Below are 26,600 nucleotides of genomic sequence, written 5' to 3' on the forward strand. Positions count from 1 at the left end.
ACTTTTCTTTTAAACAGTATCAATAAAACGTCTCTCTATTTTATTAAAAGCCCAAATACCTATGATAGACGTAACCACAGCTATTATTGTACTATATAAAATTCCAGACCAAGAGAACACTCCCGCCCCAGTAAAAGCATACCGTGTAGCTTCTACAATTGGAGTCATGGGATTAAACTCTACGATCCATCCATATTTCCCAGCCTTTGCCGCAACTTCAGAAAGAGGATAAACTACTGGTGTTATATACATCCATAAAGAAACAATAAAACCAAAAAAATAGTTTAAGTCTCTATATTTTGTTGTCATTGAAGAAATGATTATACCAATTCCAAACCCCATGATTGCTGATAAGAATATGAGATAAGGGAAAAGAAGCAAAGTCATGTTTGGATGCAAAGAATCACTTGTTGCAAAGAAATAGAAATACACACAAAGAAACAATCCTATCTGAATAGCTAATTTAACTAAGCTTGAGATTAATCCTGATATGGGAACCACTAATCGAGGAAAGTAAACTTTACTAAATACCCCTGCATTTCCAGTAAAGGTACCTGAAGATCTGCCTAAGCATTCGCTAAAGTAGTTCCACATCATTATTCCTGACATATAAAAAACTGGATGAGGAATACCATCTGTAGGAATTCCAGCAATTCCACCAAACACAAACATCATCATCAGAGTACTAAATATAGGCTGTATTACATACCATAAAGGACCTAAAATAGTTTGTTTGTACATAGTCACGATATCTCGTCGAATATACATTACAACAAGGTCTCGGTACTTCCATACTTCACTAAGATTTAAAGAGAATTTTTCAGTTTTAGGTTTTATTACGATGTCCCAATACTCTTTTTCGGGTTCCATATATTTGTTTCTAATTTGTTTTTGTTTGTGTCCCACTTATTTTCGCACAAAGATAAGAAAAAAAAACTTTCATTTCACATTATTTAAATTGCGCTATTACAGATATTTTTTCGAATATTTGTAGCATATATTTTAGAACACGATTTTATCAATAAAAATAATTTATTTTTCATTCTCTAAAAACATTTTAACCTATGAAATACAAATAATAAGTAAAAAGCAAAGAACAACCTTTAACATACCCTTTAACAAGACATATCACACGAAACAGAATTTATAAAATAAAAATAAATTAATATATCTCTTATGTTATTTGACATTGATACTGAAGAAGCTATAAACAAATCTAATCTCACCAATATTGATCTTAACAATCTTTTTATTAGATTATTAGATCATGCAATAGATATAGGAATCAAACTCATCATTGTCGCTATAGTTTTTATAATTGGGAAATGGGCTATTAGGTGGATCAGAAAATTCGTAGATCGTTTTTTAGAAAGAAAAAAAATAGAGAATACAGTAAAAAGCTTTTTGGATAGTTTAATCAATATAACTCTCCAAGTGATACTATTTCTTATTATTATCAATATCCTGGGAATCCATATGGTCTCTTTTGCAGCAATCATCGGAGCTGCTGGTCTAGCGATTGGTATGGCAATGAAAGACAACTTGTCAAACTTTGCCGGAGGCGTTATGCTACTCATCAATAAACCGTTCAGAGTAGGAGACAGAATCTTGGCACAAAGCATGGATGGAACAATTAAATCTATGGGCATTTTATACACTGTCCTATCAACAGGAGATAATAGAACTATTTATATTCCTAATGGTCCTTTATCAACCGGCACAATTATAAACTACTCCGATCAGAAAGAAAGACGCATAGACATTACTTTGAATATAACTTTCGGAAACGACATTAGCACACTGAAAGAAATACTACAAAATATAATAGACAACGAACCTCTTATCAAGAAAAGTCCAGCGCCATTTATTGGCTTAACAACCTTAAATAATGGAACAATAGACCTTACAATTAGAGTATGGGTTAACAACACCGATTACAGCACAGTTAATATACACCTTAACGAGAAAATTTATTGTGATTTTCAAGAAAACAACATTTACACACCATCAATGCTTAGTGTGAAAATGATAAAAGATTAAAAATTATTAAATCCTTTATTAAAGCCAAAAATAAGACTTTTTCACTTTCTAAATGAGAGAAAAAAAAGTAGCTTTGTGTAAAGCAAAATAAGGTATTATAAACTAATTTAAATTATTAATCTATTGAAAGTTATGAAAAGACAGAAATTTCTCTTATTTCTCTCGACGATTGCTTTAGTTGCTATGTTAGCAACATCTTGTAGTAAGAAAAACTTTTCACCTTTATCTGGTTCTTTATTTACAGCGAACCCTTCTCCACTTGAGCTAGTAGCTACAAAAGTTCCTGTTACTGTGGATGGGCGTTTTCCTGCTAAATGGTTTGACAAAAATGCAGTTGTTAAGGTTACTCCTATTTTAAAATATGAAGGTGGTGAAGCACTTGGAACTTCCCACACTTATCAAGGAGAAAAAGTTGCAGGAAATGGTATTGTTGTTAATTATGAAAATGGTAGTGCAATAACTATCCGTTCGGAATTTGACTATACCCCGGCAATGAAGAAATCTGAACTATTCTTAAGATTCGAGATTTCGATGAAAGGAAAAACAATCAAAGGTATACCTGATGTAAAAGTTGCAGACGGTGTTGTTTCTACCTCAGGCCTAGCTAGTGCTGTTACTAGTTCTCCGGCAGTTGCCCCTGATGCTTTCCAACGCATCATTCAAGAAACATACGACGCTGATATCATGTTCCTTATCCAGCAAGCCGAACTACGTTCAAGCGAACTTAATTCAACGAATCTTGCTGCTTGGAAAAACCTCGTAAAAGAAGCAGACGAGAATACTCGCAAAAATCTAAATGTAGAAATAGCTGCTTATGCTTCTCCAGACGGTGGTCTTGAACTTAATGAAAAACTAGCAGAGAAACGTGAGAAAAACACGAATGCTTATCTTCAAAAAGAGTTCAAAAAACAAAATATCGACACAGAAGTTAACGCTAAATATACTGCTCAAGACTGGGAAGGTTTCCAAAAACTTGTTCAAGCATCAAGCCTACAAGACAAAGACATTATTTTAAGAGTTCTTTCAATGTACCCAGATACTGAAACAAGAGAAAAAGAAATTAAAAACATTTCTGCTGTATATTCAGATCTTGCGGAAACAATCTTGCCTAAACTTCGTCGCTCTCGCTTAATCGCGAACATTGAGGTTATAGGTAAAACAGATCAAGAACTAAAAGCTGCTGCCACTTCAGATCTAGGAAGCCTTTCTGTTGAAGAGTTACTTTTTGCTGCAAACCTTGATGGTGTATCAAAAGAAAAAGTTTACACTTTTGTTACTCAAAAATTTCCTAACGATTACCGCGGTTGGAATAATCTAGGTGCTCTTTACTATGCTAACGGAGAGACTGACAAAGCTGTTAAAGCATTCAATAAAGCAGCTCAAGTTTCATCTAAAGCTCCTGAAGCTAACATGAATCAAGCTTTATTATCTCTTGCTGAAGGCAATGTATCCAAAGCCGAGCAACTATTAGGAAACGCATCTGGTGCTAGCTCTTTAGGTGAGACTATGGGTTTACTTTACCTACAAAAAGGAGATTATAATCGTGCAGCTCAGTCTTTCGGAGATGTAAAATCTAACAATGCGGCTCTAGCTCAGATCTTAACTAAGAACTACAGCAAAGCCGGACAAATCATTGATGCTATCACTAAGAAAGATGCTACAACTTACTACTTAGCTGCAATTGTAGCTGCAAGAACAAACAATACTTCTGGTGTTGTAGGCAATCTTAAATCTGCTTTAGACAACGGTTTCTCAACTAAAGATATCCTTAACGATATCGAATTTGCGAAATTCCTAACTAATTCGGATGTTAAAAATATGCTTTTGAGATAAGATATATTTATACTAAACAAAAAAGAGACCCTGATATCAGTATCAGAGTCTCTTTTTTTATATACGATCGACTAAAAGCCTAATCTAAATAATTTGTTCTAGATAACCGGCCATTTCTTCTTGCAACTTCTTAGCTTCATCTGCTGCTGCAAAAGCAAAATTCCGAGAATTATCTGCATAAATAATAGCACGAGAAGAATTAGCTAACAAACCACATTCTGAATTCATTCCGTATTTAACAACATCTGCAAGGCTTCCTCCCTGAGCACCTACTCCAGGAACTAACAAGAAATGATTTGGCGCATACTTTCTGATATCAGCAAACATTTCGCCACGAGTTGCACCTACAACATACATCATTTGTTCATCTGTAGCCCATTCTTGCGATTTCTTTAAAACTTTCTCAAACAATCGATCCCCATCTTTCCCTTCTGTCAATTGAAAATCTAATGAACCCTTATTGGAAGTCAAAGCTAATAGAATAATCCATTTATTCGGGTATTTCAGGAAAGGCTTAACACTATCTTCCCCCATATATGGGGCCACTGTTATAGCCGAAGCTTTCATATGCTCAAAAGCTGAAGCAGCATACATTTCCGATGTATTACCTATATCTCCACGCTTTGCATCCAGAATAATAAATTGATCAGGGTACTTTAAACGAATATATTCGATTGTTTTCTCCAAAGCTATAATTCCTTTAACCCCCAGACTTTCGTAAAAAGCTGCATTTGGTTTATAAGCTACGCAATACTTGGCTGTAGCATCTATTATAGCTGTATTGAAAGCATATATAGGATCTTCCTCCTCAAGCAACTCTGATGGAATCTTACGTATATCCGTATCAAGACCTATACATAGGAAGGATTTCTTTCTCTTAATATTGTCAAATAGTTCTTGCTTAGTCATATCTGTATTATGTTTTTAGAATTCACCTTCTTTCATCCTCTCTGTATTTTCAGCAATTATCAGCTGATCTATAATCTGTTGAATTTCACCTCCCATTATGGCAGGAAGATTATGAGAAGTATAATTGATACGATGATCTGTCACACGTCCTTGAGGATAATTATATGTTCTAATTTTTGCAGAACGGTCTCCCGTAGACACCATCGTTTTTCTTTTCGAAGCTATTGCTTCTTGGTATTTAGAAAGTTCAATATCATATAATTTTGTCCTCAACATTTGCATAGCCAATTCCCTATTGGCCAACTGAGAACGTGATTGTTGACATACAACTACTATACCTGATGGTTTGTGTGTTAACTGAACTTTTGTTTCTACTTTATTCACGTTCTGACCACCAGCACCACTCGAACGAGCTGTTTGCATTTCTATGTCAGCAGGATTTATCTCTACATCTACCTCTTCAGCTTCGGGTAATACGGCAACAGTAGCTGCTGATGTATGCACACGACCTTGAGTTTCTGTAGCGGGTACACGCTGTACACGATGTACTCCTGATTCATATTTCAGTATTCCATACACCCCTTCACCAGTTACTGTGAATATAATTTCTTTATACCCACCTGAAGATCCTTCTGTTATATTAGTAACTTCAGTTCTCCAACCTTTCGACTCACAGTACTTTGTATACATACGGTATAAATCTCCAGCAAAGATAGCAGCCTCATCGCCTCCTGTACCTCCTCTAATCTCAACTATTGCATTTTTGCTATCTTGAGGGTCGGCAGGAATAAGTAATAATTTTATCTCTTCTTCTAACTCAGGCAAACGATTGTTCGCATGTTCAAGCTCCTCCTTTGCTATTTCTCTTAACTCTGCATCATCTTCCGAATCTAGAATATCTTTAGCCTCGTCAACAGTTGTCAACAATTGTTTGTATTCGTTGCGAGCTTTAACTATTTTCTCCAGATCACTGTATTCTTTATTCAATTTCACATATCGTTTCATATCTGAAATAACGGCAGGATCTGTTATGAGTTTACCTATTTCTTCGAAGCGGATAACTAATGCTTCTAATTTGTCCAGTAAGGATAATTGTGACATAAAATCTATCTATCTTTTTTTGATTCGGATACAAAGGTATGTAAAAAGAATTTACCAAAATATACAGTTTGTAGAATTCTAGAATATTTACACTATGGTTCTTAGTAATTCATTTGTTGGTAAAATCTAGAAAAAAGAAAGTCCGCGAAATCACCTTCGCAGACTCCCCAACCTTAACACAAACTTTACAAAACTACACTTAAGAGTTGATTGCGGTATAAGATTTGGACTAGCCTCTTCTTAGGAACCAACTCCGTGTTCAATACTATATTTTATAACGATATTAACATGTAAAAATTGTATATCGTTTTGTACTTTCTCATTGATATCACAAATATAGTAAAAAATACACAATACAATAGATCAAATCTATTTTTTTTTATTTTTTATACCTTTTATCTCACTTTTTAGGCAAATTCACTTTTCAAATATTTAGCAGTGAAGCTTTTTTTGTTTTTTATCACCTCTTCTGGTATTCCGCTTGTAACAAGAGTTCCACCATTCAGACCACCGTCAGGCCCCATATCGATAATATAGTCTGCGCTTTTTATTATATCTTGATTGTGTTCAATTACAATGATTGTATTACCTCTATCAACTAGCTTATTAAAAACACCCAACAGAACTCTTATATCTTCAAAATGCAATCCTGTTGTAGGCTCATCTAAAATATAAATAGTATTACCTGTATCATTTTTTGCAAGTTCTGCTGCTAGCTTAATTCGCTGAGATTCTCCTCCCGATAATGTAGTAGAAGGCTGCCCTAATTTTATATAACCTAGCCCAACTTCCTGCATCACTTTTATTTTATGTAAGATGGTTGGTACGTTTTCAAAAAACTCTACAGCCATATTAATTGTCATATCCAAAACATCAGCAATAGATTTCCCTTTAAATCTTACTTCTAAAGTTTCTCTATTGTAACGTTTTCCATGGCATTCTTCACATTGCACATATACGTCGGGCAAGAAATTCATTCCAATAGTTTTATACCCATTTCCTCCACAAACCTCACAACGTCCACCTTTCACATTAAAAGAAAAGCGTCCCGGCTTATACCCTCGTATTTTAGACTCAGGTAGATTTACAAAAAGACTTCTTATATCAGAAAACACACCTGTATAAGTAGCCGGATTAGATCGTGGTGTACGACCAATCGGAGATTGATCTACACTGATTACTTTATCTACATTATCTATCCCTATTATATTCTTATAAGGTAGAGGATCTGCCAACGAGCGATATAAATGCTGACTTAAAATCGGCTGCAATGTTCCATTGACCAAACTAGATTTTCCACTTCCCGAAACACCTGTAACACAAATAAACGTATTTAAAGGGAAGGTAACAGAGACATTCTTGAGATTATGTCCGGTTGCCCCTTTTATAGTTATCTCTTTTCCATTGCCTGTTCTTCGCTGCTTAGGAATTTCTATCTGCAATCTACCATTCAGATAATCCGCCGTCATGGTATCAGCCTGTATCATCTCTTGCGGTGTACCTGCAAAAACAACCTTTCCCCCTCTCCTTCCAGCATAAGGTCCTAAGTCGACAATATAGTCAGCCTGAAGCATAATATCCTTATCATGCTCTACAACAATCACAGAGTTACCATTATCTCTCAATTTCTTTAAAGAATCAATCAATCGGTCATTGTCTCTCTGATGTAAACCAATACTTGGCTCATCGAGAATATAAAGCACATTTACCAATTGAGATCCGATCTGAGTTGCTAAACGTATACGTTGGCTTTCTCCCCCTGAGAGAGTAATAGATGGACGATTCAAAGACAAATAATTCAAGCCGACATCAAGAAGGAAAGACAAACGGGATGTAATTTCTTTTTTGATCTCTGTTGCTATAATCTTCTGTCTTTCTGAGATATTTGTATCCATATTTTGTATCCAATCAGACAAATGCTGGATATCCATCTCTGCCAACTCAGATATATTTTTTCCATTGATTCTATAATGGAGAGCTTCTTTATTCAATCTTTGCCCCTTACATTCAGGACAGACATCAGTTTTAATAAACTGCTCTGCCCATTTTTGCGCAGATGCAGAAGAGTCACTATCCTGCTGCATTTCGATATACTTAGCAACCCCTTCGAACGCTACCACATAATTTGAAGCTCCCAATGATTCGTTCTTGATTTGTAAACGTTCATCTGTACCAAACATTATTTCATCTAATGCCTCTTGCGGAATATCCTTAATTGGAGTTTTTATAGAAACGTCATATTTTTCACAGATCGCTTCGATTTGCCAAAAGAATAATGAATTCTTATACTTACCAAGTGGAGCAATCCCTCCGGCATATATACTCAACTGAGGCTTTGGCACAATCTTAGTCATATCGATCTGATTGACAATCCCTAATCCTTTACATCTTGGACAAGCTCCCTGTGGAGAATTGAATGAAAACGTATGTGGGGCTGGCTCACTATATGACAATCCGGTTGTTGGACACATCAATTGACGACTATAATGACGAACCTCACCCGATTCCACATCTTCAATCAGAATCAATCCATCTCCTTGCTTCATTGCTGTTCGCAAACTTGTTTTGAGATTATCTGCAAACTTATTTGAAACGACAAGTTTATCAATCAAAATCTCGATACTATGCATTTTATAGCGATCGAGTCTCATACCCGGAATAATTTCCCGTATGACTCCATCAACTCTAACTGTCAGATATCCTTTCTTGTTGATCTGCTCAAATAATTCTTTATAGTGCCCTTTTCTGTTACGAACTACAGGAGCCAACAGATATATTTTCTTACCTATATATCGTTCAAGAATAAGTTCAAGAATTTGCTCCTCGGTGTATTTCACCATTTTCTCGCCAGTAAGGTAAGAATATGCTTCTCCTGCACGTGCATAGAGCAAACGCAGGAAGTCATAAATTTCGGTAGTAGTACCAACTGTTGAACGAGGATTGCGATTGGTCGTTTTTTGCTCTATAGAAATAACCGGGCTCAATCCCGTTATTTTATCCACATCCGGGCGTTCCATATTACCTAGAAAGTTTCGGGCATAAGCCGAAAAGGTTTCTATATAACGTCGCTGTCCTTCAGCAAAAATAGTATCAAATGCGAGTGATGACTTCCCGCTACCACTCAGACCTGTAATCACAACAAGTGAGTCTCGGGGAATTTCTACATCTATATTTTTTAAATTGTGAACACGTGCACCATACACGCTTATTGTTTCTTTTTGTTCTTTCGTTTCTTTTTCCATTTAACAGAAAACTCTCCTTAATTAATTTATCAATCCTGATAAATCCACTTTTCGTTATGAACTTTTACTCTTTCTCCTTTTTTATAATGTAGAGATTCTTTGGTAGGGATAAGAATAGTATATGAACTTTGGCTTTTTGCTGAGATTGTCAATTTACGATCTCTAAGCCAAGTATTGAAATCTTTTAGTTGAGCATAAGTAACACCATTTTCTTTTGCAAAAGCTGCCAAATCTGGGATAGATTGGGTAACCTCTACTTTTTTGAACTCAATAGGTTTATACAAATCATTATCTGTCAATACAAAACCGTATCTATAAGGATTTTCAAACACCTCTTTTATAGCAAGCATGCGAAAATAATAACGGGTAGTTTCACTTACCAACCATAAGTCTAAACCATCCTCAGCTTGCTGTTTTACCAGTTCGCTACTTATTCGGTTTTGACCTCCATTATAAGCTAAGGCGACACTAGTCCAACTTCCATATTTTGCATATGCTTGTTTCAGATATTTACATGCAGCAACCGTAGCTTTTTCTACCGAATAACGCTCATCAACCTCTGAAGATACTTCCAAGCCATAAGATGGTGCTGTTGTTTTCATAAATTGCCACAGTCCTGCAGCTCCAACAGGCGAAACGATACGATGATCTAAATTACTTTCTATAACAGCCAAGTATTTAAAATCATCAGGAACTCCGTTTGCTTTCAAAATCGGCTCAATGATAGGAAAGAATCGATTGGCTCTCTTTATTAGAAGTAATGTTGTTGAGTGTAAATAAGTAAACCCATTTATCTCTCGATCGAAACGTTCGTGCATGTCATAACGGTCGAGTCGAATCTCTTCTCCTGCAAACATTACTTTTTCCGGAACCTGTATCGATTTTGTCATTGACAAGACATAAGGTGTTTTTGATTCGACCTCAATCTTACTATTATTCGACAAAAGGAAGAAAGCCAATGCGCATACTGCAACGATTGGCAAAAGATATATGATTATTTTTTTCATCGGAAAACGTTTAAAAGAATAACTACCAAAGATACGATTTTGTTTTCACTTATGAAAAACAAGAAAAGAGATTACACTCCTTCTCCTTGCCACACAAAGCAATCTGGATATAAGTTTTCTAAATCTTTGACTTCATTCTTAAAAATTCCAAAAACAGAAGAACCAGATCCTGTCATCGAAGCATAAAGCGCTCCCCTCTCATACAGACTCTCCTTTATTTCTTTTATTAATGGGTATTTGGGGAAAATACTGGTTTCAAAATCATTGACAATTTTCCCTTTCCAATCCTCAATAGGCAATTGAATCAAATCTAACAACGAACTGAATGGTTGAACTGGTTTTATATTAGCAAAAGCGTCTTTAGTAGGAATATGAACATCCGGCTTAATCAATACTAAAGTATATCCCTTCAAAGAAAAATTCACATCCTTTAGTTCCTCTCCTACTCCCGTTGCAAACATTGGGCGATTATAAACAAAAAAAGGACAATCGGCTCCCAGTTGCACAGCTAATGACACTAATTCTTTATCTGATACACCTAATTTAAAGGTTTCATTCAATAGCTTAAGCATAAATGCAGCATCTGCCGATCCGCCCCCAATACCTGCCCCGAAAGGAATCTTCTTCAACAGATGCACTTCTATTGTAGGGAAATCATAGTGTTTTCTCATCAGACGAAGTGCCTTCATTACTAAGTTGTTTTCAGGGACTGCGTCTATTTGCAACCCCGCTTCAAAAAAAGAATCATTATCTTGTTCTTCGCGAACGATAATTTCAAGAGCATCTTTTATCAGAATCGGATAAAAAATTGTTTCCAGATTATGATAACCATCCGGACGTTTCGAGACTATATTCAGCCCTATATTTATCTTGGCATTTGGGAAGCAAATCATATTATCTATTTTTATTAGTGCAAAGATAATCCTTTTATAACTATTCTAATAAAAGGCTACTCACTATCTCTATTGATCACAAATATTACTACACCAAACATTAAACCTTTCATTTCAATACTAAAAGAGACAATATTTCTAACTATAATCTACAAATAAGCATTATTTATTACCTTTACATCACTTAATTTTAGAACAACTATGAACAAAAAACAAAACCTGGAAACAATATGCGTACAGGCTGGATGGCAGCCTAAAAAGGGAGAACCTCGTGTGCTTCCTATTTACCAAAGTACAACTTTCAAATACGAAACGAGTGAACAAATGGCTGATCTTTTCGACCTAAAAGCATCCGGCTATTTTTATACTCGTCTGCAAAACCCTACGAATGACGCTGTTGCGGCAAAGATAGCAGCATTGGAAGGTGGTGTAGGCGCTATGTTGACCTCATCGGGGCAAGCAGCTACTTTTTATGCCATATTCAATATCTGTAGTGCAGGAGATCATGTAGTAAGTGCTTCTGCTATATACGGAGGCACATTCAATCTCTTTGCTGTAACTCTAAAAAAATTAGGAATAGAATTTACTTTCGTTGACCAAGAGGCTTCAGCAGAAGAAATAAGGAAAGCATTCAGACCAAATACAAAGGCGTTATTTGCTGAATCAATCTCCAATCCGGCTATGAATCTTCTGGATATTGAAAAATTCTCGTCGATCGCAAAAAGCGAAGGGGTTCCATTGATAGTCGATAACACCTTCCCTACTCCTATCAATTTCCGTCCACTAGAATGGGGTGCTGACATTGTAATTCATTCTACAACAAAATACATGGATGGACATGCGATAAGTCTGGGTGGAGCAATCGTTGACGGAGGAAAATTTGATTGGGATAAATATGCCGATAAATATCCGGGACTAACTCAGCCTGATGACTCTTATCACGGACTAACATACACTAAAACATTCGGAAAAACCGCATTTTTAACGAAAGCTGTTGTGCAACTAATGAGAGATTTGGGCTCTGCTCAATCTCCTCAAAATGCATTTCTATTGAATGTAGGCCTTGAAACATTACATTTGCGAGTTCCTCGTCACTGTGAAAATGCACAGAGAGTAGCCGAATATTTAGAAAGCAGACCTGAAATAGCATGGGTTAACTATCCGGGGTTAAAAGGAAACAAATATTATGAGCTTGCTCAAAAACAAATGCCTAACGGCACATGTGGTGTTATGACATTCGGACTAAAGGGGGGAAGAGACGTGTCTGTCAAGTTTATGGATAATCTCAATTTTATATCAATAGTAACTCACGTTGCAGATGCACGCACTTGTGTATTGCATCCGGCTAGCCATACACATCGCCAGTTGAGCGATGAGCAACTAGTAGCAGCGGGAGTTGCTCCTGACCTTATTCGTCTATCTGTTGGAATTGAAAATGTAAATGATATTATTGCTGATATAGAGCAGGCTTTAGCTAAAATATAAGAACTCTATATAAACAGAAAAAGGTTACCTAGTAAGGTAACCTTTTTTTATTATCATAAACTTCGTCTTTAAACTAGCTTTTTGATTAATGCTTCACGGTCTCCGTAAATGTAGTCTATCACAGGCACCTCAATCATGGTGTATGCTCCCGGTTTTTGCTTCATTGCTGCACGAGCCGACGCGACCAAAACTTGAGCTGTAAGTGCCGGATTGTTGATCTTCATATTGAAATCGAATAACTGGTTTTGAGTTACTCCTGACACTCCTTTGCGAACCATATTTACACCATGTCCCATATCCTTTAGGCTATCGACACAATCTACCTGATTAACGTGAGTCTCGTCATGTGCAAAGTAATCGTCAGCTTTTATAGCAGCTGCTACTTCCTCAAACTTATATCCGCCAGCGACTTCAATATATACCATACGACGATGAATGCCTGTACCTAAAGGGATAGTCATAGACAGGGCATCCTTTACCCCTTTAATTGCTTTTACTGCAACAGTGTGTCCCATACTCATACCCGGTCCGAAGTTTGTGTATGTCACTCCTTTAGGTGCCATGAATTCGAACATAGAACGAACGATAGAATCTGTTCCTGGATCCCAACCTGCAGAAATAATAGACACCGAATCATTTGCTTTAGCAACAACATCTAGTTCCTTACGCAAATTAACTATTCCTCCATGAATATCGTAGCTATCAACAGTATTAATACCTAGAGCCAAACATTCTTTTGCATACTCTTCTACGCTGCGAGTTGGAGTACAAAGTACCGCAACATCTACCTCACTCAATTCTTTAATCGATTTAACAACCTTATATATTTTCAACTCTTCTGGAACATTTGTAGGATCGCGACGAACGATTCCTACTACTTCAAAATCCGGAGATGCAATAATTGCATCTAACACATAATGCCCGATATTTCCATATCCGACAATAGCTGCTCTTAGCTTTTTCATTGAGTTTTTATTTAATTTAATTTATATATAATAGAGATCTATAACTCAGTGGCTTCCTTCATGAAGTTGTACAACCACTCCAAAGCTATAAAATCGTTTTTTATTATTTCCGCAAATTCTTCTGAGAATAATTCCTCTCCTATAGGTCTTGTTTTTGCTACCCAAACACCTTTTCTCTGTATCCATTGTTGATAATATTCGGGCAAATCATTCACTATAGGTCGCTTATATTCTTCTCCATAAACAGTGTAACCTCTATCTAACACTGTCTCTTGAGTTATACGTTGAAATTCTTCTGCATCATATGTTATTTCATCACGAAATGCATCCATTACTTTCTTTTTAGGCTGAAACAAACCTAACCCCAAGGTATAGCCATCACTATTCAATTCCATAAAATATCCAGGATAATCTTTCCATTCTTCGCGTGTAACTGGTAATTGGAAAGTCATCCACATGAAATCTTTATAAGGTTCTTTATTTTTAGAGAAACGCGTATCTCTGTATATACGAGATAATGCTCGATGGGGACGTAATTCAAAACCCGCATCAATATTATACATTGTAGGAGACAATACAGACACTAAAGTCCTTAACGGATTTAGTAATTCCTGTTCATACACATCCTTGTGCATATCGAACCACTCCTTATAATTATTTTCTTTTAGTTCTTTAAAAAATTGAAATGTAGCTGGCGTAAACCCCTTAAATAATATATCCTTTTTCACAATAAAATTCAATATTTATTACATTTTGCTAAGGTACAAAAAAAAAGCAATTCAAAAAGAACTGCTTTTCCATTTTTTATATCATTTAGCTAAATTTTCAACAACTTTCATAACTTCTCCTCCAACATCCTCAGCTTCCTGCATCGTATGAGCTTCGGAATAAACTCGGATAATCGGCTCTGTATTTGATTTACGAAGATGAACCCACTTGTCTGGAAAATCAATCTTCACACCATCAATATCAGTAATATCATATTGGCTGTATTTTTCTTTTACTGCTAACAAAATAGCATCAACATCGATACTAGGGGTCAATTCTACTTTTTGTTTTGCAATAAAATAAGAAGGATAAGATGCTCTGATCTCACTAACTTTCATTTTTTGATGAGCCATATGCGACAAGAACAAAGCTACACCAACTAATGCATCGCGACCATAATGACTAGCAGGGTAAATAATTCCCCCATTACCTTCGCCACCAATAACCGCATTTGTCTCTTTCATCAAAGTAGTAACGTTCACCTCTCCTACAGCAGAAGCTTTGTATGTGCAACCATACTTTTCTGTCACATCACGCAATGCTCTACTAGAACTAAGGTTTGATACAGTATTTCCCGGTGTATGCTTTAATATATAATCTGCAACAGCAACCAATGTATATTCCTCTCCAAACATTTCTCCATTTTCGCAAACAATAGCTAAACGGTCTACATCAGGGTCTACCACAAATCCGACATCGGAAGTCGTTTTTTTCATTAAAGCTGCAATTTCGCCTAAATGTTCTGGAAGAGGTTCCGGATTATGAGGAAATTCCCCATCAGGAGTTGTATACAGTTCATTTATCTTAGTTACACCTAAAGCCTTTAGTAATTTAGGAATAACCAAACCTCCCACTGAGTTGACGCAATCAATAGCAACTTCAAAATTAGCTGCTTTAATAGCCTCTACATCTACCAGTTTCAGATTTAAGACAGCTTCTATATGTTTATCAGTATAATCGTTTTCTACAACTTTACCTATATGATCAATATCAGCAAATTCGAATGCTTCTGATTCTGCCAGTTTCAGGACAATTTCTCCTTCTTTGGCATTCAAAAACTCTCCTCTATCATTAAGTAGCTTCAGGGCATTCCATTGTCTTGGATTATGACTTGCAGTAAGGATAATACCACCTGCTGCACCTTCCATAGTTACAGCAAGCTCGGTAGTTGGGGTTGTTGCCAATCCTATATTTACTACGTCGAAGCCCATACCCATCAGCGTACCAACAACTACTTGCTCCATCATTTTACCCGATATACGAGCATCTCTACCAACTACTATCTTATTAGATGTGTTCTTGATATACTCACGTATAAACGTGGCATAAGCTGATACAAATTTCACTGTATCTAGAGGATTTAATCCATCACCGGCTTTTCCACCAATAGTACCTCTAATTCCTGATATTGATTTAATTAAAGTCATATTAGTCTTCTTTTTCGTCCAACACAAAAGTATATTTCACTCTACTATAATAGTAAGGTTTATAGTTTGATAGCTGAGCTAACGATCCATTCTCGAAAGGAACGATCAACTTTACTTCAGCTCCATTACCTAATTCATGCTCTAAAGGTAATACACATCCTCCAGACTGGAAGTAATAATTCGAAGTATAATCAGCAGAACTATGTGTATATGTTCCACTATTCCCAAAATCAAAAGTTATACCATAGGTAGCATCCCAGTTAGGAATACCCTCTACATCATTATTCAACAAGTTGTAAATCGTATCGTATCTCATTACAACCTCAGTTACTGGATCTTTAGTCGGTTTCTCATCGCTACCGGGATTAATAACATGAATGTAAACGCCAGTATCTCTATCTTTATAAAAAACATTTTCAGGAAAAGCTCCTTTAGGAAAGTCATACACTACATCTATATCATTATCTTGTATAAATTTCTCAATAGCTTTCTTCTCATCATTCAACTTGTCTGTATATGTCTCACTTTTACAAGCAAGTAAACATGTCGCCAGCACTGCTGTAGTTAGTATTACGCTAATTAATTTTCTCATATGGTCTAGAAATTATTTTGTTTTCTTTTTATTGTTCTTTAATAAATCGGAAAATTCGACCAAGCCTTTTTCAAATATAGCTATGGCTTCTTCCATTGTTCCTTTAAATTCGCCTCCCGATGCATTCAGATGACCTCCTCCATTATAACATTGAGCTGCAAACTTATTGCTAGGGAAGTCTCCCTGAGAACGAAACGAAATTTTTATAAAATCATTGTCTTCTCTAATAAAAACTGAGAAAAAAACATCTTTTATATTCAACGGCAAATTAGCAAAACCTTCGGTATCGCCCTTTTGAACATTATATCTCATTTGTTCTTCATTTGTCAACCATATCAGCGAAGTATGATACTCCGGATATATTTTCATCTTCTCCTGAAGCGTATAGCCCATCAAACGATAACGATCTTCGGAATAGTTATGGTATACATTCGAATAGATCTGATCTTTATTGATACCTTTTTTCAATAATTCTCCGATAATATAATATATTTCAGCATTGTTCGAATTATAAGTAAAGGCTCCTGTATCCGTCATCATACCTGTATAAATGCAAGTAGCACTATCGTAACTCATCACTTCGAAATCACCCATTCTACAAATAAGTCTGAATATAAGTTCACTCGTTGATGAAATTTCCGGATACGAAATTGTCACATCACAAAAGTCTGAAGGGTCGGGATGATGATCGACCAACACTTTTTTCCCTTTTGCTGCTTCAATAGCCGGTCCCATCAGGTAAGCTCGTTTAGGAATATTAAAGTCTAAACAGAAGATTAATTCTGCGTCATTTAATAGTTTCTGAGCAAACTCAGGATATTTCTCATACTCAAATATCTCACTTGAGCCTGGCATCCATTTCAAGAATTCAGGAAAAGAATTTGGAACAATAACATTTACATCATGACCCAGTTCACACAAATAATGGTATAAGCCTAAAGAAGAACCTATTGCATCCCCATCAGGCGACACGTGTGTTACTATTACAATTTTTTGATATTTATTGAGTAGTTCTTTTACTTCTGATATTTTTTGACTTGCTATTACTTTTGAAATCATCTATAGTTTCTTTATATCCTGTTTTTCAATCGCAAAAATACTAAAAATTCAGAGTAAACGCACCATTTTCTACGACATCATGACATGGAATATTCAAATTTTGACATTCTTTAGATAACCTTCTTCGGGCATAAGCCGTCAAAGAGCCATCTAATACTACATTTTTCGCTTCAAGTAGCTTCATTATGCTATAAAGAGACAGGTTATTATCTTCTGTTAATATCAGGTTATCCACAAAGAAGAGTTTATCTGAGATTTTTCCTTCCCATACATTTTTGGAGACTATAAGTATTTTATTTCCTCTCAACTCCATGAATTCAAAACCGTCATTTAGAACTTCCATATTAAAAGCCGTTTCTATTTCATTTTCTACCCAGCGAATATCTGTACTGTAAGGTCGGTTATAGACAGTCAAATGATCTGGCTGCATTTTAAAGTTTTCGGATAAATGAATACTTAGCTGAAGGCAAATAGCGATTAACGATATAATCAAAGACTTAGATTTCTTATATATCAAGAAGATAAGAAAAGTAATTATGATCGTAAAAATGACAAAAACATCAAGGAGAGATATCTGTACATCCTCAATAAGTGCAAATGGAAGCTTTTCAAATAATTGAATTAACTTAGTCATCAGATGAACTAAAAATTCTAATAGATGAATCGGTAAATAATAAATGTAATACTCAAATTGGGGTAGGATGTTTGCAACGAGTGCAGATAGAGCAACTCCCAACATGGCATATGTGATCAAAGAAACCAAGGGAACAATGACAAGATTAGCTAAAAAGAAGTAGGTCGGAAACGTTCCGAAATAATACAAACAGATGGGAAATGTAGCCAACTGAGCAACTACTGACAATGTAAACATACTCCAAACATTTCTCAGGTATTTATTTTTTATAACAACTAAGTTTATGGCTTTAGGATGCAGGTATAAAATAGCCAGTACGGAGATAAAGCTTAACTGAAAACTTACATCGAAAAGCGACAACGGACTATAGAGCAAAATAAAAAAAGCAGCAATAAATAGCGCATGAATAGAAAAGCTCTTTTTGCCTATAATCTCTGACACACAAAAGATAGTTAACATCAAGCTAGCTCTGACAACTGAAACAGGAAGCCCCGTAACAAAAGCATATAACCACAACAATAGGATTATCAACAATGGTTTAAGAAAGTAATATCTATCACCTCTTCGAATAAAACTTAATAGAAAACTAATCATTAAATAGATAATTCCCACATGCAACCCACTTACCGACAAGACATGCACAGTTCCCGTAGTTCTAAAACCCTGAAGTAAATCATCACTCAATGCACCTTGATAACCAAGTGTAAGAGCTGCCAATATACTATATTCTGCATCATCAAAATTGAGTGATTTATAAAAATCGAGTAGATATTGTCTTATTTTTAGCGCCGAAAACTTTAAGGAGGTTTCTACAGATCCTATTTCTTGCCATCGTCCTACCTGAATAAACGATGCCCCAGAGAAACCTTGGTTATGCATGTAACGGACGTAATCGAAATCGTCTGGGTTTCCAAAATTTCGAAAAGGCTGAATCTTTCCTTGAAAAATAAATTTCTCTCCTGGGGTTAATATTTCATTCTGCAATGAATCTTTCTGAAAGTAACAAACAATCCGTTTATCTTCATCAGGCAGATAAACTTCATAAGCTATTGATCGTTTCTTCTCTTGAGGAATATCTTCAACAATTCCTCTGTAAATTCCAACTTCATCCTGAAAAGAAAAAAGCACACTCTGTTGACGATACCATGTAGAAGCCGAACCAATACCAATTATGGAAATAAAAGTTCCCAATCCAAATACCCACCTTAGGGCAAACTCTTTTTGCTTGGGTATCATAAATGAAAAAAGTATAGTTATTACCCCTAGCAGGAATATAACTATACTTATATTTTCAAGTCTGAAATAGTATTGTAATAAGATTCCTATAATCAAAGGAATCAACAAAAACAGAAAAGGCGTTTTAGAGAACGGATTCTTCATCATCCGCAAGATTAAGTGCTATGACTTAGCTATACTCTTTAGCTTATGAATCATTTCTGTAGGGTTGGCATCAGCAAACACAGCATTACCTGCAACCAATACATCAGCTCCGGCATCGATCAATTGCTTTCCTGTATCTAAATTTACACCTCCGTCGACTTCTATTAACGTTTGTAGATTTTTTCTCAATATCATTTCTTTTAATCGAGATACTTTCTCCAATGTATGTTCGATAAACTTTTGCCCTCCAAAACCCGGATTAACAGACATAAGAAGCACCATATCTACCTCTTGCAATATATCTTCGAGCAAGCAAACCGGTGTATGCGGATTAAGCGTTACTCCGGCTTTCATCCCTGCATCATGGATTGCTCCGATAGTACGATGCAAGTGCGTACAAGCTTCATAATGTACATTCATCAGATATGCTCCGGCATCTTTTACTTGCGAAATATATTGATCCGGATTAACAATCATCAGATGCACGTCTAATGGCTTAGTTGCTATTCTACTTATTTGTTTGATAATAGGAAATCCGAACGAAATATTAGGAACAAAGCTTCCGTCCATTACATCGCAATGAAACCAATCTGCTTCGCTATTATTAACCATTTCTACATCTTTCTGCAAATTCAAAAAATCTGCTGATAATAATGAGGGAGCTATTTTATGTGACATTTCTTTTATTTTTAATTAGTTATATAGAGATAAATCTCTCTTCTGAACAAAAGTAATAAAAGAGCTTCATAGATAAAAACAAAAAAGATGCAAAACGTTACACGTCTGCATCTTTCTTTTATTTTCTACAACTAGATTAATTCAAACAGAGTCCATTCATCTCTTTTGGAATAGAATTATTCACATAGTATGTTCGTGAAAATTGTTTTATAAACTCTAGTGTTTTTAAAGAAGGTACGACAACCTCCTCTTTTTTCTTTTCGAAATTTTTAGGAGTAGTGATTTTCTTCATAGGCTATTTCCTTTTTTATTATCTTAGAGTATTTATTTGCTCAAAATTTGTATCCGAGTGTCAACCCTGCACTACGATTTCTGTATTTATAATCATCATCTGCCGCAATATTTAACAGTCCGTGCTGATATTCTAAACCAACAATTATTTTCCTAAATTCGGCACTTACATTTAGCCCCAAACCAAGGTCATTTTTTTTCAGTTGCTCAAAATCTTCTTTTCCATCTCCGAATGTATCAAACTTATATTCTGTAGTACCATCACCAAACATTCCATCATGCAATTTTCTCTTGGTAGTTCCCCCTACTCCATATTCCAAATATGGCCCTACGGAAATAACAATTCCTAAATTATCGGATACAGTTATTCGATGTCCTGCATATACAGGCAATTGCAAATATAATTGGTTGAATGTATATGTTTCACCTCGTCCATCACCACCGATTACTTTCCCTGTGAGAAAATCGTCTATCTTAGAACCTTTAGGAATAAAAGACAATCCTGAATGAATCAACCAATCATGTGTAAAATTATAATCTAAGGTTACACCAATCTTATACCCAAATTTAAGATTTGGGTCAGCATTCTTATTATCTATTGTTGCATTAGAAATATTTACTCCTGCTTTTACTCCAAGTCTAAAGGGCGAATCTTGGGCGGAAAGACTTGCAGCTAAACCAAAGGTTAGAATAAATAAGAATAATTTATAAAATTGGTTCATTTGATATTATTTATTTCAAAAAAGATTTCCCTTAATGGTTTACCTATAGAACGCTACCTCCGAAATCTTATTGCTTACTCCCTAAAATTTAACATTTTGAGGATTAACTCATCCGTCCTTTATAGTCTTCGTAATCAAATTCTCTATAAATCTCCAGTTCATTTGATTTATTCCATAAAGCAATGGCAGGGTGAGATATACCATTAAACATAGTAGTCTTCACTGTTGTATAGTGTATCATATCCTCAAATACTATTTTATCACCTATTGTCAACGGTTTGTCAAAAGACCAATCACCTACAAAGTCGCCACTTAAACAGCTATTTCCCCCCATACGATAAGTAGGTAATCCCTCTACCGGATCGAAATGAGCTCCTCTAATTCTAGGTTTATAAGGCATTTCCAAACAGTCGGGCATGTGGCAAGCAAAAGACACATCCAGGATGGCTGTTTTTATTCCTCTGTTGTCTACAATATCGACTACCGTAGAAACTAAAACACCCGTATCCCAAGCAAAAGCGCTACCCGGTTCCATTATGATTTCCAGATTTGGATATTTTGCTTTAAAGACTTGAAGCAAAGAAATAAGATGTTCTACATCATACCCCTTCTTTGTCATCAAATGGCCTCCTCCCATATTGAACCATTTTACTTGTTTCAGCAAATGCCCATATTTTATTTCTATCTGTTCCAAGGTTTTCTCCAAATCGTAAGAAGAAGATTCACAAAGAGAATGGAAATGTATTCCTTCAATTCCTTCAGGCAATGTTTCGCCAAACTGATCTGCAGCAACACCAAGTCTTGATCCCGGAGCAGCAGGGTTATATAAATCAGTCTCTACTACCGAAAATTCAGGATTAACACGAATTCCACATGATACCTTCCGGTCATGCTTCAATGTTTCGGGATAGAAACGTTCGAACTGAGACAAGGAATTGAATGTAATATGGCTACTGTATTTCATAAATACAGGAAAGTTTTCTGGAGTATAAGCCGGTGAAAAAGTATGAGCCAAGCTACCCATTTCTTCATATGCCAATTGAGCTTCATAAACCGAACTTGCCGTTGAGTATGGAATGTATTCTCTTATAATGGGGAAAGATTTCCACATAGCAAAAGCTTTGAAAGCTAATATAATATTAACCCCTGCTCTTTCTTTTACAGATTTTATTAAAGAGAGGTTTTGCCTCAACAAATTTTCATCCATCACAAAGCAAGGGGATGGGACTTTATTTATATCTATCATTTTATCTATTTTACTAAGTTGTTGTTTCGTCTGCAAAGTTCGTCATTTTTATTGAATAGAATGAAATATTAAGTGTGAGACTTCGATAGACGAAAGATATTAAAGGTAAAAAACTTATAATTTAACATTCAGATATGCTTGTATTAACTTTTTTCATATCTTTGGTACGATAAAGACCTAAAAATTCTTTTATACAAACTACAAAACTATTAGATTATGAATACGATAAGACTTTTCGCGCTTATGGCATTTATGTTATTAACAAGCCATGTAGCTAAATCACAAACAACAGATTATACTGAAATTTATCCGGACTTTAAAGTACCAATAATAAACGAAACGCTTAATGTTTCTACTTATGCCAGCAAATATAAAGGTTCAATTTTGGATTACTCTTATACAGAGAGTAATGGTACCAAGGTAGAAGTAAAATCATACAAGAAAGGATCTAATATCGAAGTTTTTGAACGTCCTCCTTTCCCTGCTATCCATCTTGTATATAAAGAATTTTACCCGAATGGAAAATTAAAACAAAAAGGTGTTTTCCTTCCTACTCAATTGAAAGTGGGTAAATGGATCGAATGTGATGAAAGAGGTAATTGCACTGTTACTGACCATGAGATAGGGCGATCTCAATATGGGTACAATGAAATACTTGGTTATCTGGAATTTTTGAAATACTATAATACCTCGGACGGAAATGATTGGCAGTTTTTCTTCTGGTACACTCCTAGTGAATCTAAGTGGGGAGTAAGGGTTAATAAAATGGACATCAATATAAAATGTATACTTTTGACAGCACTGAGCAATATGATATACAAGAGGTTGACTTGATGCCTAACACCAATGTAGTAGAACCTACAGGGACATTCATTCAGAAAGAAGAATAATATTATAAAACTATTCATTAATTTTGCGGATCGATAAAAGATCCGCAATGAAAAAATATAACCTACCCACAGCATCACAAAAAGTAGAGACTGTTATCTTAGCGAATGGTGAATTCCCTAGCTATTCTATACCTCTTTCTATATTAAATCATTGCAACTATCTGGTGTGTTGCGATGGAGCGACAAACAATTTATATAAAACGAGTAAATCTCCTGATGCGATAGTGGGAGACTGCGACTCTCTGTCGGAAGACAACAGAATACGCTATTCATCTATCATACACTGCATATCGGAACAAGAAACAAATGATCTCACTAAAGCTGTAAACTTCTGTAGAGAAAGGGATTTGAAAACAATAACAATAGTAGGTGCCACTGGTAAGCGTGAGGATCATACGATAGCTAATATCAGCCTATTATGTGAATACATGAATGACTGTGAAGCACAGATCATCACTGATTATGGCATTTTTATAGCAATTGACAGACCTGCTGTTTTTGAGAGCAAAATAGGTCAACAAGTTTCCATTTTCAGCATAGACAGATGTTCTATCACAACCAATGGTCTTAAATATCCAATAAAAAATCAAACATTTAACAACTGGTGGCAAGCTACTTTGAATGAATCTACTGAAACAGAATTCTCTATCGACACAAATGGAAGAACCATCATCTATAGGGCATTCTAAGTCCTCCTCAAACAAGTTATAATACATAATAAAAAGACCGAATTCGTATGAATTCGGTCTTTCTGCTTCATATTATTCAACAAAAGCTTCTTCTATAATTTTTCCTCTCCAAGCAGGATGAGCTTCTATCCCTAGCATTCTTGCTATAGTAGCTCCATAGTCATAATCAATTACAGGACTCTTTATATTATAATTCACTTTAATACCTGGACCTTTTATAAAAATAGGGATTCTGACTTCTTCCATTGTTTTTCCTCCATGACCTTTATCGATACCACCATGATCAGCCACAACGATAACAATCGTTTTATCTTCTATACCAGCATCTTTTACTGCTTGTAATATTGTATTCAAACGCAGATCTACTTTTTTCAACTCTTCATAAAACTCAGGAGTGTCGTGTCCTGCTCCATGCCCTACTCCATCCGGCTCGTCAAAATGAACAAATGTAAAAGTAGGTTTTTCGTTTAGAATTGTTTCAGCAGCTTTTTGTGCAGTTAAATCTTCATCTTCTTTAGTGCAGATATTAATATCTATAATTTGATCTTCCAGAAAATGAATAATACCATCCCAACTATAGACCACAGCAGTCTTCGCACCGGGTAGTTGTTCTTCTATTTGAGTATATATTGAAGGAAATTTCCCGAACTGACTAATCGCTATTGAAGGTATTTCTGGTACTTTGCTACCCCACTCTGTATATCCATGCATAGAAGGACTTGAACTCATCAACATAGAAGCCCAGTTAACAGCGCTCGACGAAGGCAAAACAGAACGAGAGTCTAAAGTCCATGCACTTTTCGAAGCAAAATCTTTCAATACAGGCATTTCCGCTTTATCATACGAATATGATCCCATAGCGTCAAATCCTATCATAACAACATGTTCTGCCAAGGGTTTTATTTTTACATCCTCTACTTCTTTTACTTGTTGACATCCAGTCAACACAAATACAAGCATCGTAAATAACAATGTGTGTTTCATATTTAATTATTTAAAAGGTTAATATTTCTTCAAATATCAAACTAATGCGTTTGATCTATATTAAGTAGCAATTTATCAAAATAATTCTATTCCTTAAAATATTTCACTCTAGAAACTATTTGTTTATTTAACATTGATTTCTTAAAAACAAAAAAAAGAGAGTTCAAATAATACTGACTCTCTTCTACTTTTTATATTGATCATATTATGATCCTAACTCTTTTGCTTTATAGGCCATTGCATAAAACTTCATTTGTTTTATCATAGAGACCAACCCATTGGAACGTGTAGGAGATAAGTTTTCCTTTAATCCAATTTGTTCTATAAAGTGTAGATCTGTATCTATTATTTCATCCGGCGTTCTATTCGATAGAACCTTTATCAGTAATGCAATAATACCTTTTACAATCACAGCATCGCTTTCCGCCTTAAAAACAACCTTACCGTCAACGTAATCAGCTTGTAACCATACACGGCTCTGACATCCGACAATCAGGTTATTTTCTGTTTTATATTTATCTTCTAGTTTTTCCAAAGAATTTCCTAATTCGATTAATAGACCATAACGATCCATCCAATCGTCGAACATAGAGAATTCTTCTACTATTTCATCTTGCACTTCGTTTATTGTTGCCATTATTCCCTTTATTTTTCTTTATATACAACTTCTAAAACTGTTTGTCCTACTACCTTCAATGTTTCCTTGCTAATATTACTCATATCATCTTTTTGAGTGTGCCATGAATGAAAGAAACTCATTCCATTATTTCCATCATGATGTACTATATTCACGCTAGGGATACGACGTATTTCGTTCACAGGCAAGTGATCATCAACAGTTGCTCCACCATCTTCTCCTTTAAAATATCGTCCATTATTTAATTGTCCTGCCACATTCCAAACTTTTTCCACAATATTTTTAGCATATTTCATAGAAAAGTATTCTTTATAAAATGTAGCTCCTTCAGCACCTACCATATCCAATAAGATTCCAAACTTAGCTTTATAATTAGGCACATGAGGATTTTCTGCCCAGTAGCGAGAACCCAGACACCATGTATGATCCGTAGCTTCATTACTTTTTTCAAACTCAGGTGTACCATAATCTTCTGCATCAAAGAATATTATATCTACTCCTATTTCAGGTTCCTTAGTTTGCAAAACCCGTGCAATTTCCAAAAGGACACCTACTCCGCTTGCTCCATCATTTGCACCCAACAAAGGCTTTTTCCAATTCTCAGGGTTAGGATCCTGATCCGAATACGGACGTGTATCCCAGTGAGCAAACAAAAGGACTCTATTCTTTTTATCCATTCCATAAGAACCTATAATATTGCGGGCATTCAATTTTGTTCCATTATATGCAGTTACTACCGTTATTTGCTCCTGTACTTCTGCACCATGACGCTTCAATTCTGACACTAAATAATCGCCACAAGCAACATGCTCCGGCGTATTCGGCACACGATATCCAAACGAAACTTGTTTATCCACATATGTATATGCACTGTCTGTATTGAAGTCGGGTGAGATTTGTTGATACGATGAGTTTGCTGTAGTAGTTGTAGCCTTCTGATTACAACCACAAGCTATAAACAAAAACAAAGAAGAGATTATGAATATATTCTTTATAGACATATCAGTAAAGTTAAATTATAGGTTACAAAGATAAGAAAATGAGTGGTAATCACTATCTACACATTAGAATATTCTTAAACACATAAAATAATAAGAAAAGAGATGATTAGCTACCCAATCACCTCTT

24 protein-coding genes are annotated in these 26,600 nt (G+C 35.5%); 5 read left to right on the forward strand and 19 right to left on the reverse strand.

Going from position 1 to position 26,600, the window contains the following annotated elements:
- Positions 1-9: 9 nt before the first annotated feature.
- Complete coding sequence (locus tag DHU68_RS08375; protein ID WP_108822562.1) at positions 10-870, reverse strand: ABC transporter permease; 861 nt, start codon at positions 868-870, stop codon at positions 10-12.
- A gap of 306 nt (positions 871-1,176) precedes the next feature.
- On the opposite strand from DHU68_RS08375, the gene DHU68_RS08380 reads away from it, so the two are divergent.
- Together DHU68_RS08380 and DHU68_RS08385 are read left to right on the forward strand one after the other, a co-directional pair.
- Positions 1,177-2,040, forward strand: coding sequence for a mechanosensitive ion channel family protein (locus DHU68_RS08380; protein ID WP_108822515.1), 864 nt, complete (start codon positions 1,177-1,179; stop codon positions 2,038-2,040).
- 132 nt (positions 2,041-2,172) lie between these two features.
- Positions 2,173-3,873 (forward strand): tetratricopeptide repeat protein, encoded by a 1,701-nt coding sequence (locus tag DHU68_RS08385; RefSeq protein WP_108822516.1) that lies wholly within the window; start codon positions 2,173-2,175, stop codon positions 3,871-3,873.
- Between the two features lie 84 nt (positions 3,874-3,957).
- Here DHU68_RS08385 and pyrF read toward each other — a convergent pair whose 3' ends face one another.
- The 5 genes from pyrF to ispE all read right to left on the reverse strand — a co-directional run bounded on the left by pyrF (position 3,958) and on the right by ispE (position 11,025).
- Positions 3,958-4,782, reverse strand: a complete 825-nt coding sequence (gene pyrF / locus DHU68_RS08390) for an orotidine-5'-phosphate decarboxylase (protein WP_108822517.1) — start codon at positions 4,780-4,782, stop codon at positions 3,958-3,960.
- Between the two features lie 15 nt (positions 4,783-4,797).
- Positions 4,798-5,883 (reverse strand): peptide chain release factor 1, encoded by a 1,086-nt coding sequence (prfA, locus tag DHU68_RS08395; protein ID WP_108822518.1) that lies wholly within the window; start codon positions 5,881-5,883, stop codon positions 4,798-4,800.
- Between the two features lie 407 nt (positions 5,884-6,290).
- Complete coding sequence (uvrA, locus tag DHU68_RS08400) at positions 6,291-9,125, reverse strand: excinuclease ABC subunit UvrA (RefSeq protein WP_108822519.1); 2,835 nt, start codon at positions 9,123-9,125, stop codon at positions 6,291-6,293.
- A 29-nt stretch (positions 9,126-9,154) separates the two neighbouring features.
- Positions 9,155-10,132, reverse strand: coding sequence for a lytic transglycosylase domain-containing protein (locus tag DHU68_RS08405; protein ID WP_108822520.1), 978 nt, complete (start codon positions 10,130-10,132; stop codon positions 9,155-9,157).
- A 71-nt stretch (positions 10,133-10,203) separates the two neighbouring features.
- A complete protein-coding gene (ispE, locus tag DHU68_RS08410; protein ID WP_108822521.1) occupies positions 10,204-11,025 on the reverse strand; it encodes a 4-(cytidine 5'-diphospho)-2-C-methyl-D-erythritol kinase in 822 nt (273 codons plus the stop codon).
- 201 nt (positions 11,026-11,226) lie between these two features.
- On the opposite strand from ispE, the gene DHU68_RS08415 reads away from it, so the two are divergent.
- Entirely contained in the window at positions 11,227-12,510 is a 1,284-nt protein-coding gene (locus DHU68_RS08415; RefSeq protein ID WP_108822522.1) for an O-acetylhomoserine aminocarboxypropyltransferase/cysteine synthase family protein, read from the forward strand.
- Positions 12,511-12,578: 68 nt separating this feature from the next.
- Here the strand turns inward: DHU68_RS08415 and DHU68_RS08420 are convergent, their stop codons facing one another.
- The 10 genes from DHU68_RS08420 to nspC form a co-directional block, all read right to left on the reverse strand.
- The gene (locus DHU68_RS08420; RefSeq protein ID WP_108822523.1) at positions 12,579-13,475 is read right to left on the reverse strand and encodes a diaminopimelate dehydrogenase; all 897 of its coding nucleotides are present in this window, start codon (positions 13,473-13,475) and stop codon (positions 12,579-12,581) included.
- Positions 13,476-13,513: 38 nt separating this feature from the next.
- Positions 13,514-14,203, reverse strand: a complete 690-nt coding sequence (locus tag DHU68_RS08425; RefSeq protein WP_108822563.1) for a DUF2461 domain-containing protein — start codon at positions 14,201-14,203, stop codon at positions 13,514-13,516.
- An 81-nt stretch (positions 14,204-14,284) separates the two neighbouring features.
- Positions 14,285-15,670, reverse strand: a complete 1,386-nt coding sequence (gene glmM, locus DHU68_RS08430; RefSeq protein ID WP_108822524.1) for a phosphoglucosamine mutase — start codon at positions 15,668-15,670, stop codon at positions 14,285-14,287.
- A gap of 1 nt (position 15,671) precedes the next feature.
- Complete coding sequence (locus DHU68_RS08435) at positions 15,672-16,262, reverse strand: DUF4827 family protein (protein ID WP_108822525.1); 591 nt, start codon at positions 16,260-16,262, stop codon at positions 15,672-15,674.
- Between the two features lie 12 nt (positions 16,263-16,274).
- Positions 16,275-17,321 (reverse strand): bifunctional oligoribonuclease/PAP phosphatase NrnA, encoded by a 1,047-nt coding sequence (locus tag DHU68_RS08440; protein WP_108822526.1) that lies wholly within the window; start codon positions 17,319-17,321, stop codon positions 16,275-16,277.
- Positions 17,322-17,361: 40 nt separating this feature from the next.
- Positions 17,362-19,338: a ComEC/Rec2 family competence protein gene (locus DHU68_RS08445; protein WP_369831333.1), complete on the reverse strand. Its 1,977-nt coding sequence runs from the start codon at positions 19,336-19,338 to the stop codon at positions 17,362-17,364.
- Between the two features lie 15 nt (positions 19,339-19,353).
- A complete protein-coding gene (gene rpe / locus DHU68_RS08450; RefSeq protein WP_108822527.1) occupies positions 19,354-20,013 on the reverse strand; it encodes a ribulose-phosphate 3-epimerase in 660 nt (219 codons plus the stop codon).
- Positions 20,014-20,149: 136 nt separating this feature from the next.
- The gene (locus DHU68_RS14250) at positions 20,150-20,305 is read right to left on the reverse strand and encodes a hypothetical protein (protein WP_185117498.1); all 156 of its coding nucleotides are present in this window, start codon (positions 20,303-20,305) and stop codon (positions 20,150-20,152) included.
- A gap of 40 nt (positions 20,306-20,345) precedes the next feature.
- Positions 20,346-21,026, reverse strand: coding sequence for a porin family protein (locus DHU68_RS08455; protein WP_108822528.1), 681 nt, complete (start codon positions 21,024-21,026; stop codon positions 20,346-20,348).
- Positions 21,027-21,129: 103 nt separating this feature from the next.
- The gene (gene nspC, locus DHU68_RS08460; RefSeq protein WP_108822529.1) at positions 21,130-22,272 is read right to left on the reverse strand and encodes a carboxynorspermidine decarboxylase; all 1,143 of its coding nucleotides are present in this window, start codon (positions 22,270-22,272) and stop codon (positions 21,130-21,132) included.
- Between the two features lie 216 nt (positions 22,273-22,488).
- On the opposite strand from nspC, the gene DHU68_RS08465 reads away from it, so the two are divergent.
- Positions 22,489-23,106 (forward strand): hypothetical protein, encoded by a 618-nt coding sequence (locus tag DHU68_RS08465; protein ID WP_160111107.1) that lies wholly within the window; start codon positions 22,489-22,491, stop codon positions 23,104-23,106.
- Positions 23,107-23,209: 103 nt separating this feature from the next.
- Positions 23,210-23,851, forward strand: a complete 642-nt coding sequence (locus DHU68_RS08470; RefSeq protein ID WP_108822531.1) for a thiamine diphosphokinase — start codon at positions 23,210-23,212, stop codon at positions 23,849-23,851.
- A gap of 72 nt (positions 23,852-23,923) precedes the next feature.
- On the opposite strand, the gene DHU68_RS08475 is transcribed toward DHU68_RS08470, so the two are convergent.
- The 3 genes from DHU68_RS08475 to DHU68_RS08485 all read right to left on the reverse strand — a co-directional run bounded on the left by DHU68_RS08475 (position 23,924) and on the right by DHU68_RS08485 (position 26,473).
- Positions 23,924-24,835, reverse strand: coding sequence for an alkaline phosphatase (locus DHU68_RS08475; RefSeq protein WP_108822532.1), 912 nt, complete (start codon positions 24,833-24,835; stop codon positions 23,924-23,926).
- Positions 24,836-25,040: 205 nt separating this feature from the next.
- Positions 25,041-25,472 (reverse strand): SufE family protein, encoded by a 432-nt coding sequence (locus DHU68_RS08480; RefSeq protein WP_108822533.1) that lies wholly within the window; start codon positions 25,470-25,472, stop codon positions 25,041-25,043.
- An 8-nt stretch (positions 25,473-25,480) separates the two neighbouring features.
- A complete protein-coding gene (locus DHU68_RS08485; RefSeq protein ID WP_108822534.1) occupies positions 25,481-26,473 on the reverse strand; it encodes a M28 family peptidase in 993 nt (330 codons plus the stop codon).
- Positions 26,474-26,600 lie beyond the last annotated feature (127 nt).

Origin of the sequence: Dysgonomonas sp. Marseille-P4361 (genome assembly GCF_900343125.1) — a bacterium.
Taxonomy (GTDB): domain Bacteria; phylum Bacteroidota; class Bacteroidia; order Bacteroidales; family Dysgonomonadaceae; genus Dysgonomonas.

Bases quoted from the DNA above. Each gene is read 5' to 3' on its own strand.
- DHU68_RS08465 (WP_160111107.1), top strand. From the start codon at position 22,489: ATGAATACGATAAGACTTTTCGCGCTTATGGCATTTATGTTATTAACA.
- DHU68_RS08455 (WP_108822528.1), bottom strand. From the start codon at position 21,026: ATGAACCAATTTTATAAATTATTCTTATTTATTCTAACCTTTGGTTTA.
- DHU68_RS08415 (WP_108822522.1), top strand. From the start codon at position 11,227: ATGAACAAAAAACAAAACCTGGAAACAATATGCGTACAGGCTGGATGG.
- DHU68_RS08445 (WP_369831333.1), bottom strand. From the start codon at position 19,338: ATGATGAAGAATCCGTTCTCTAAAACGCCTTTTCTGTTTTTGTTGATT.
- DHU68_RS08380 (WP_108822515.1), top strand. From the start codon at position 1,177: ATGTTATTTGACATTGATACTGAAGAAGCTATAAACAAATCTAATCTC.
- DHU68_RS08405 (WP_108822520.1), bottom strand. From the start codon at position 10,132: ATGAAAAAAATAATCATATATCTTTTGCCAATCGTTGCAGTATGCGCA.
- DHU68_RS08440 (WP_108822526.1), bottom strand. From the start codon at position 17,321: ATGATTTCAAAAGTAATAGCAAGTCAAAAAATATCAGAAGTAAAAGAA.
- DHU68_RS08475 (WP_108822532.1), bottom strand. From the start codon at position 24,835: ATGAAACACACATTGTTATTTACGATGCTTGTATTTGTGTTGACTGGA.
- DHU68_RS08470 (WP_108822531.1), top strand. From the start codon at position 23,210: ATGAAAAAATATAACCTACCCACAGCATCACAAAAAGTAGAGACTGTT.
- pyrF (WP_108822517.1), bottom strand. From the start codon at position 4,782: ATGACTAAGCAAGAACTATTTGACAATATTAAGAGAAAGAAATCCTTC.
- DHU68_RS08480 (WP_108822533.1), bottom strand. From the start codon at position 25,472: ATGGCAACAATAAACGAAGTGCAAGATGAAATAGTAGAAGAATTCTCT.
- glmM (WP_108822524.1), bottom strand. From the start codon at position 15,670: ATGACTTTAATTAAATCAATATCAGGAATTAGAGGTACTATTGGTGGA.
- DHU68_RS08435 (WP_108822525.1), bottom strand. From the start codon at position 16,262: ATGAGAAAATTAATTAGCGTAATACTAACTACAGCAGTGCTGGCGACA.
- prfA (WP_108822518.1), bottom strand. From the start codon at position 5,883: ATGTCACAATTATCCTTACTGGACAAATTAGAAGCATTAGTTATCCGC.
- ispE (WP_108822521.1), bottom strand. From the start codon at position 11,025: ATGATTTGCTTCCCAAATGCCAAGATAAATATAGGGCTGAATATAGTC.
- DHU68_RS14250 (WP_185117498.1), bottom strand. From the start codon at position 20,305: ATGAAGAAAATCACTACTCCTAAAAATTTCGAAAAGAAAAAAGAGGAG.
- DHU68_RS08420 (WP_108822523.1), bottom strand. From the start codon at position 13,475: ATGAAAAAGCTAAGAGCAGCTATTGTCGGATATGGAAATATCGGGCAT.
- rpe (WP_108822527.1), bottom strand. From the start codon at position 20,013: ATGTCACATAAAATAGCTCCCTCATTATTATCAGCAGATTTTTTGAAT.
- uvrA (WP_108822519.1), bottom strand. From the start codon at position 9,125: ATGGAAAAAGAAACGAAAGAACAAAAAGAAACAATAAGCGTGTATGGT.
- nspC (WP_108822529.1), bottom strand. From the start codon at position 22,272: ATGATAGATATAAATAAAGTCCCATCCCCTTGCTTTGTGATGGATGAA.
- DHU68_RS08375 (WP_108822562.1), bottom strand. From the start codon at position 870: ATGGAACCCGAAAAAGAGTATTGGGACATCGTAATAAAACCTAAAACT.
- DHU68_RS08485 (WP_108822534.1), bottom strand. From the start codon at position 26,473: ATGTCTATAAAGAATATATTCATAATCTCTTCTTTGTTTTTGTTTATA.
- DHU68_RS08385 (WP_108822516.1), top strand. From the start codon at position 2,173: ATGAAAAGACAGAAATTTCTCTTATTTCTCTCGACGATTGCTTTAGTT.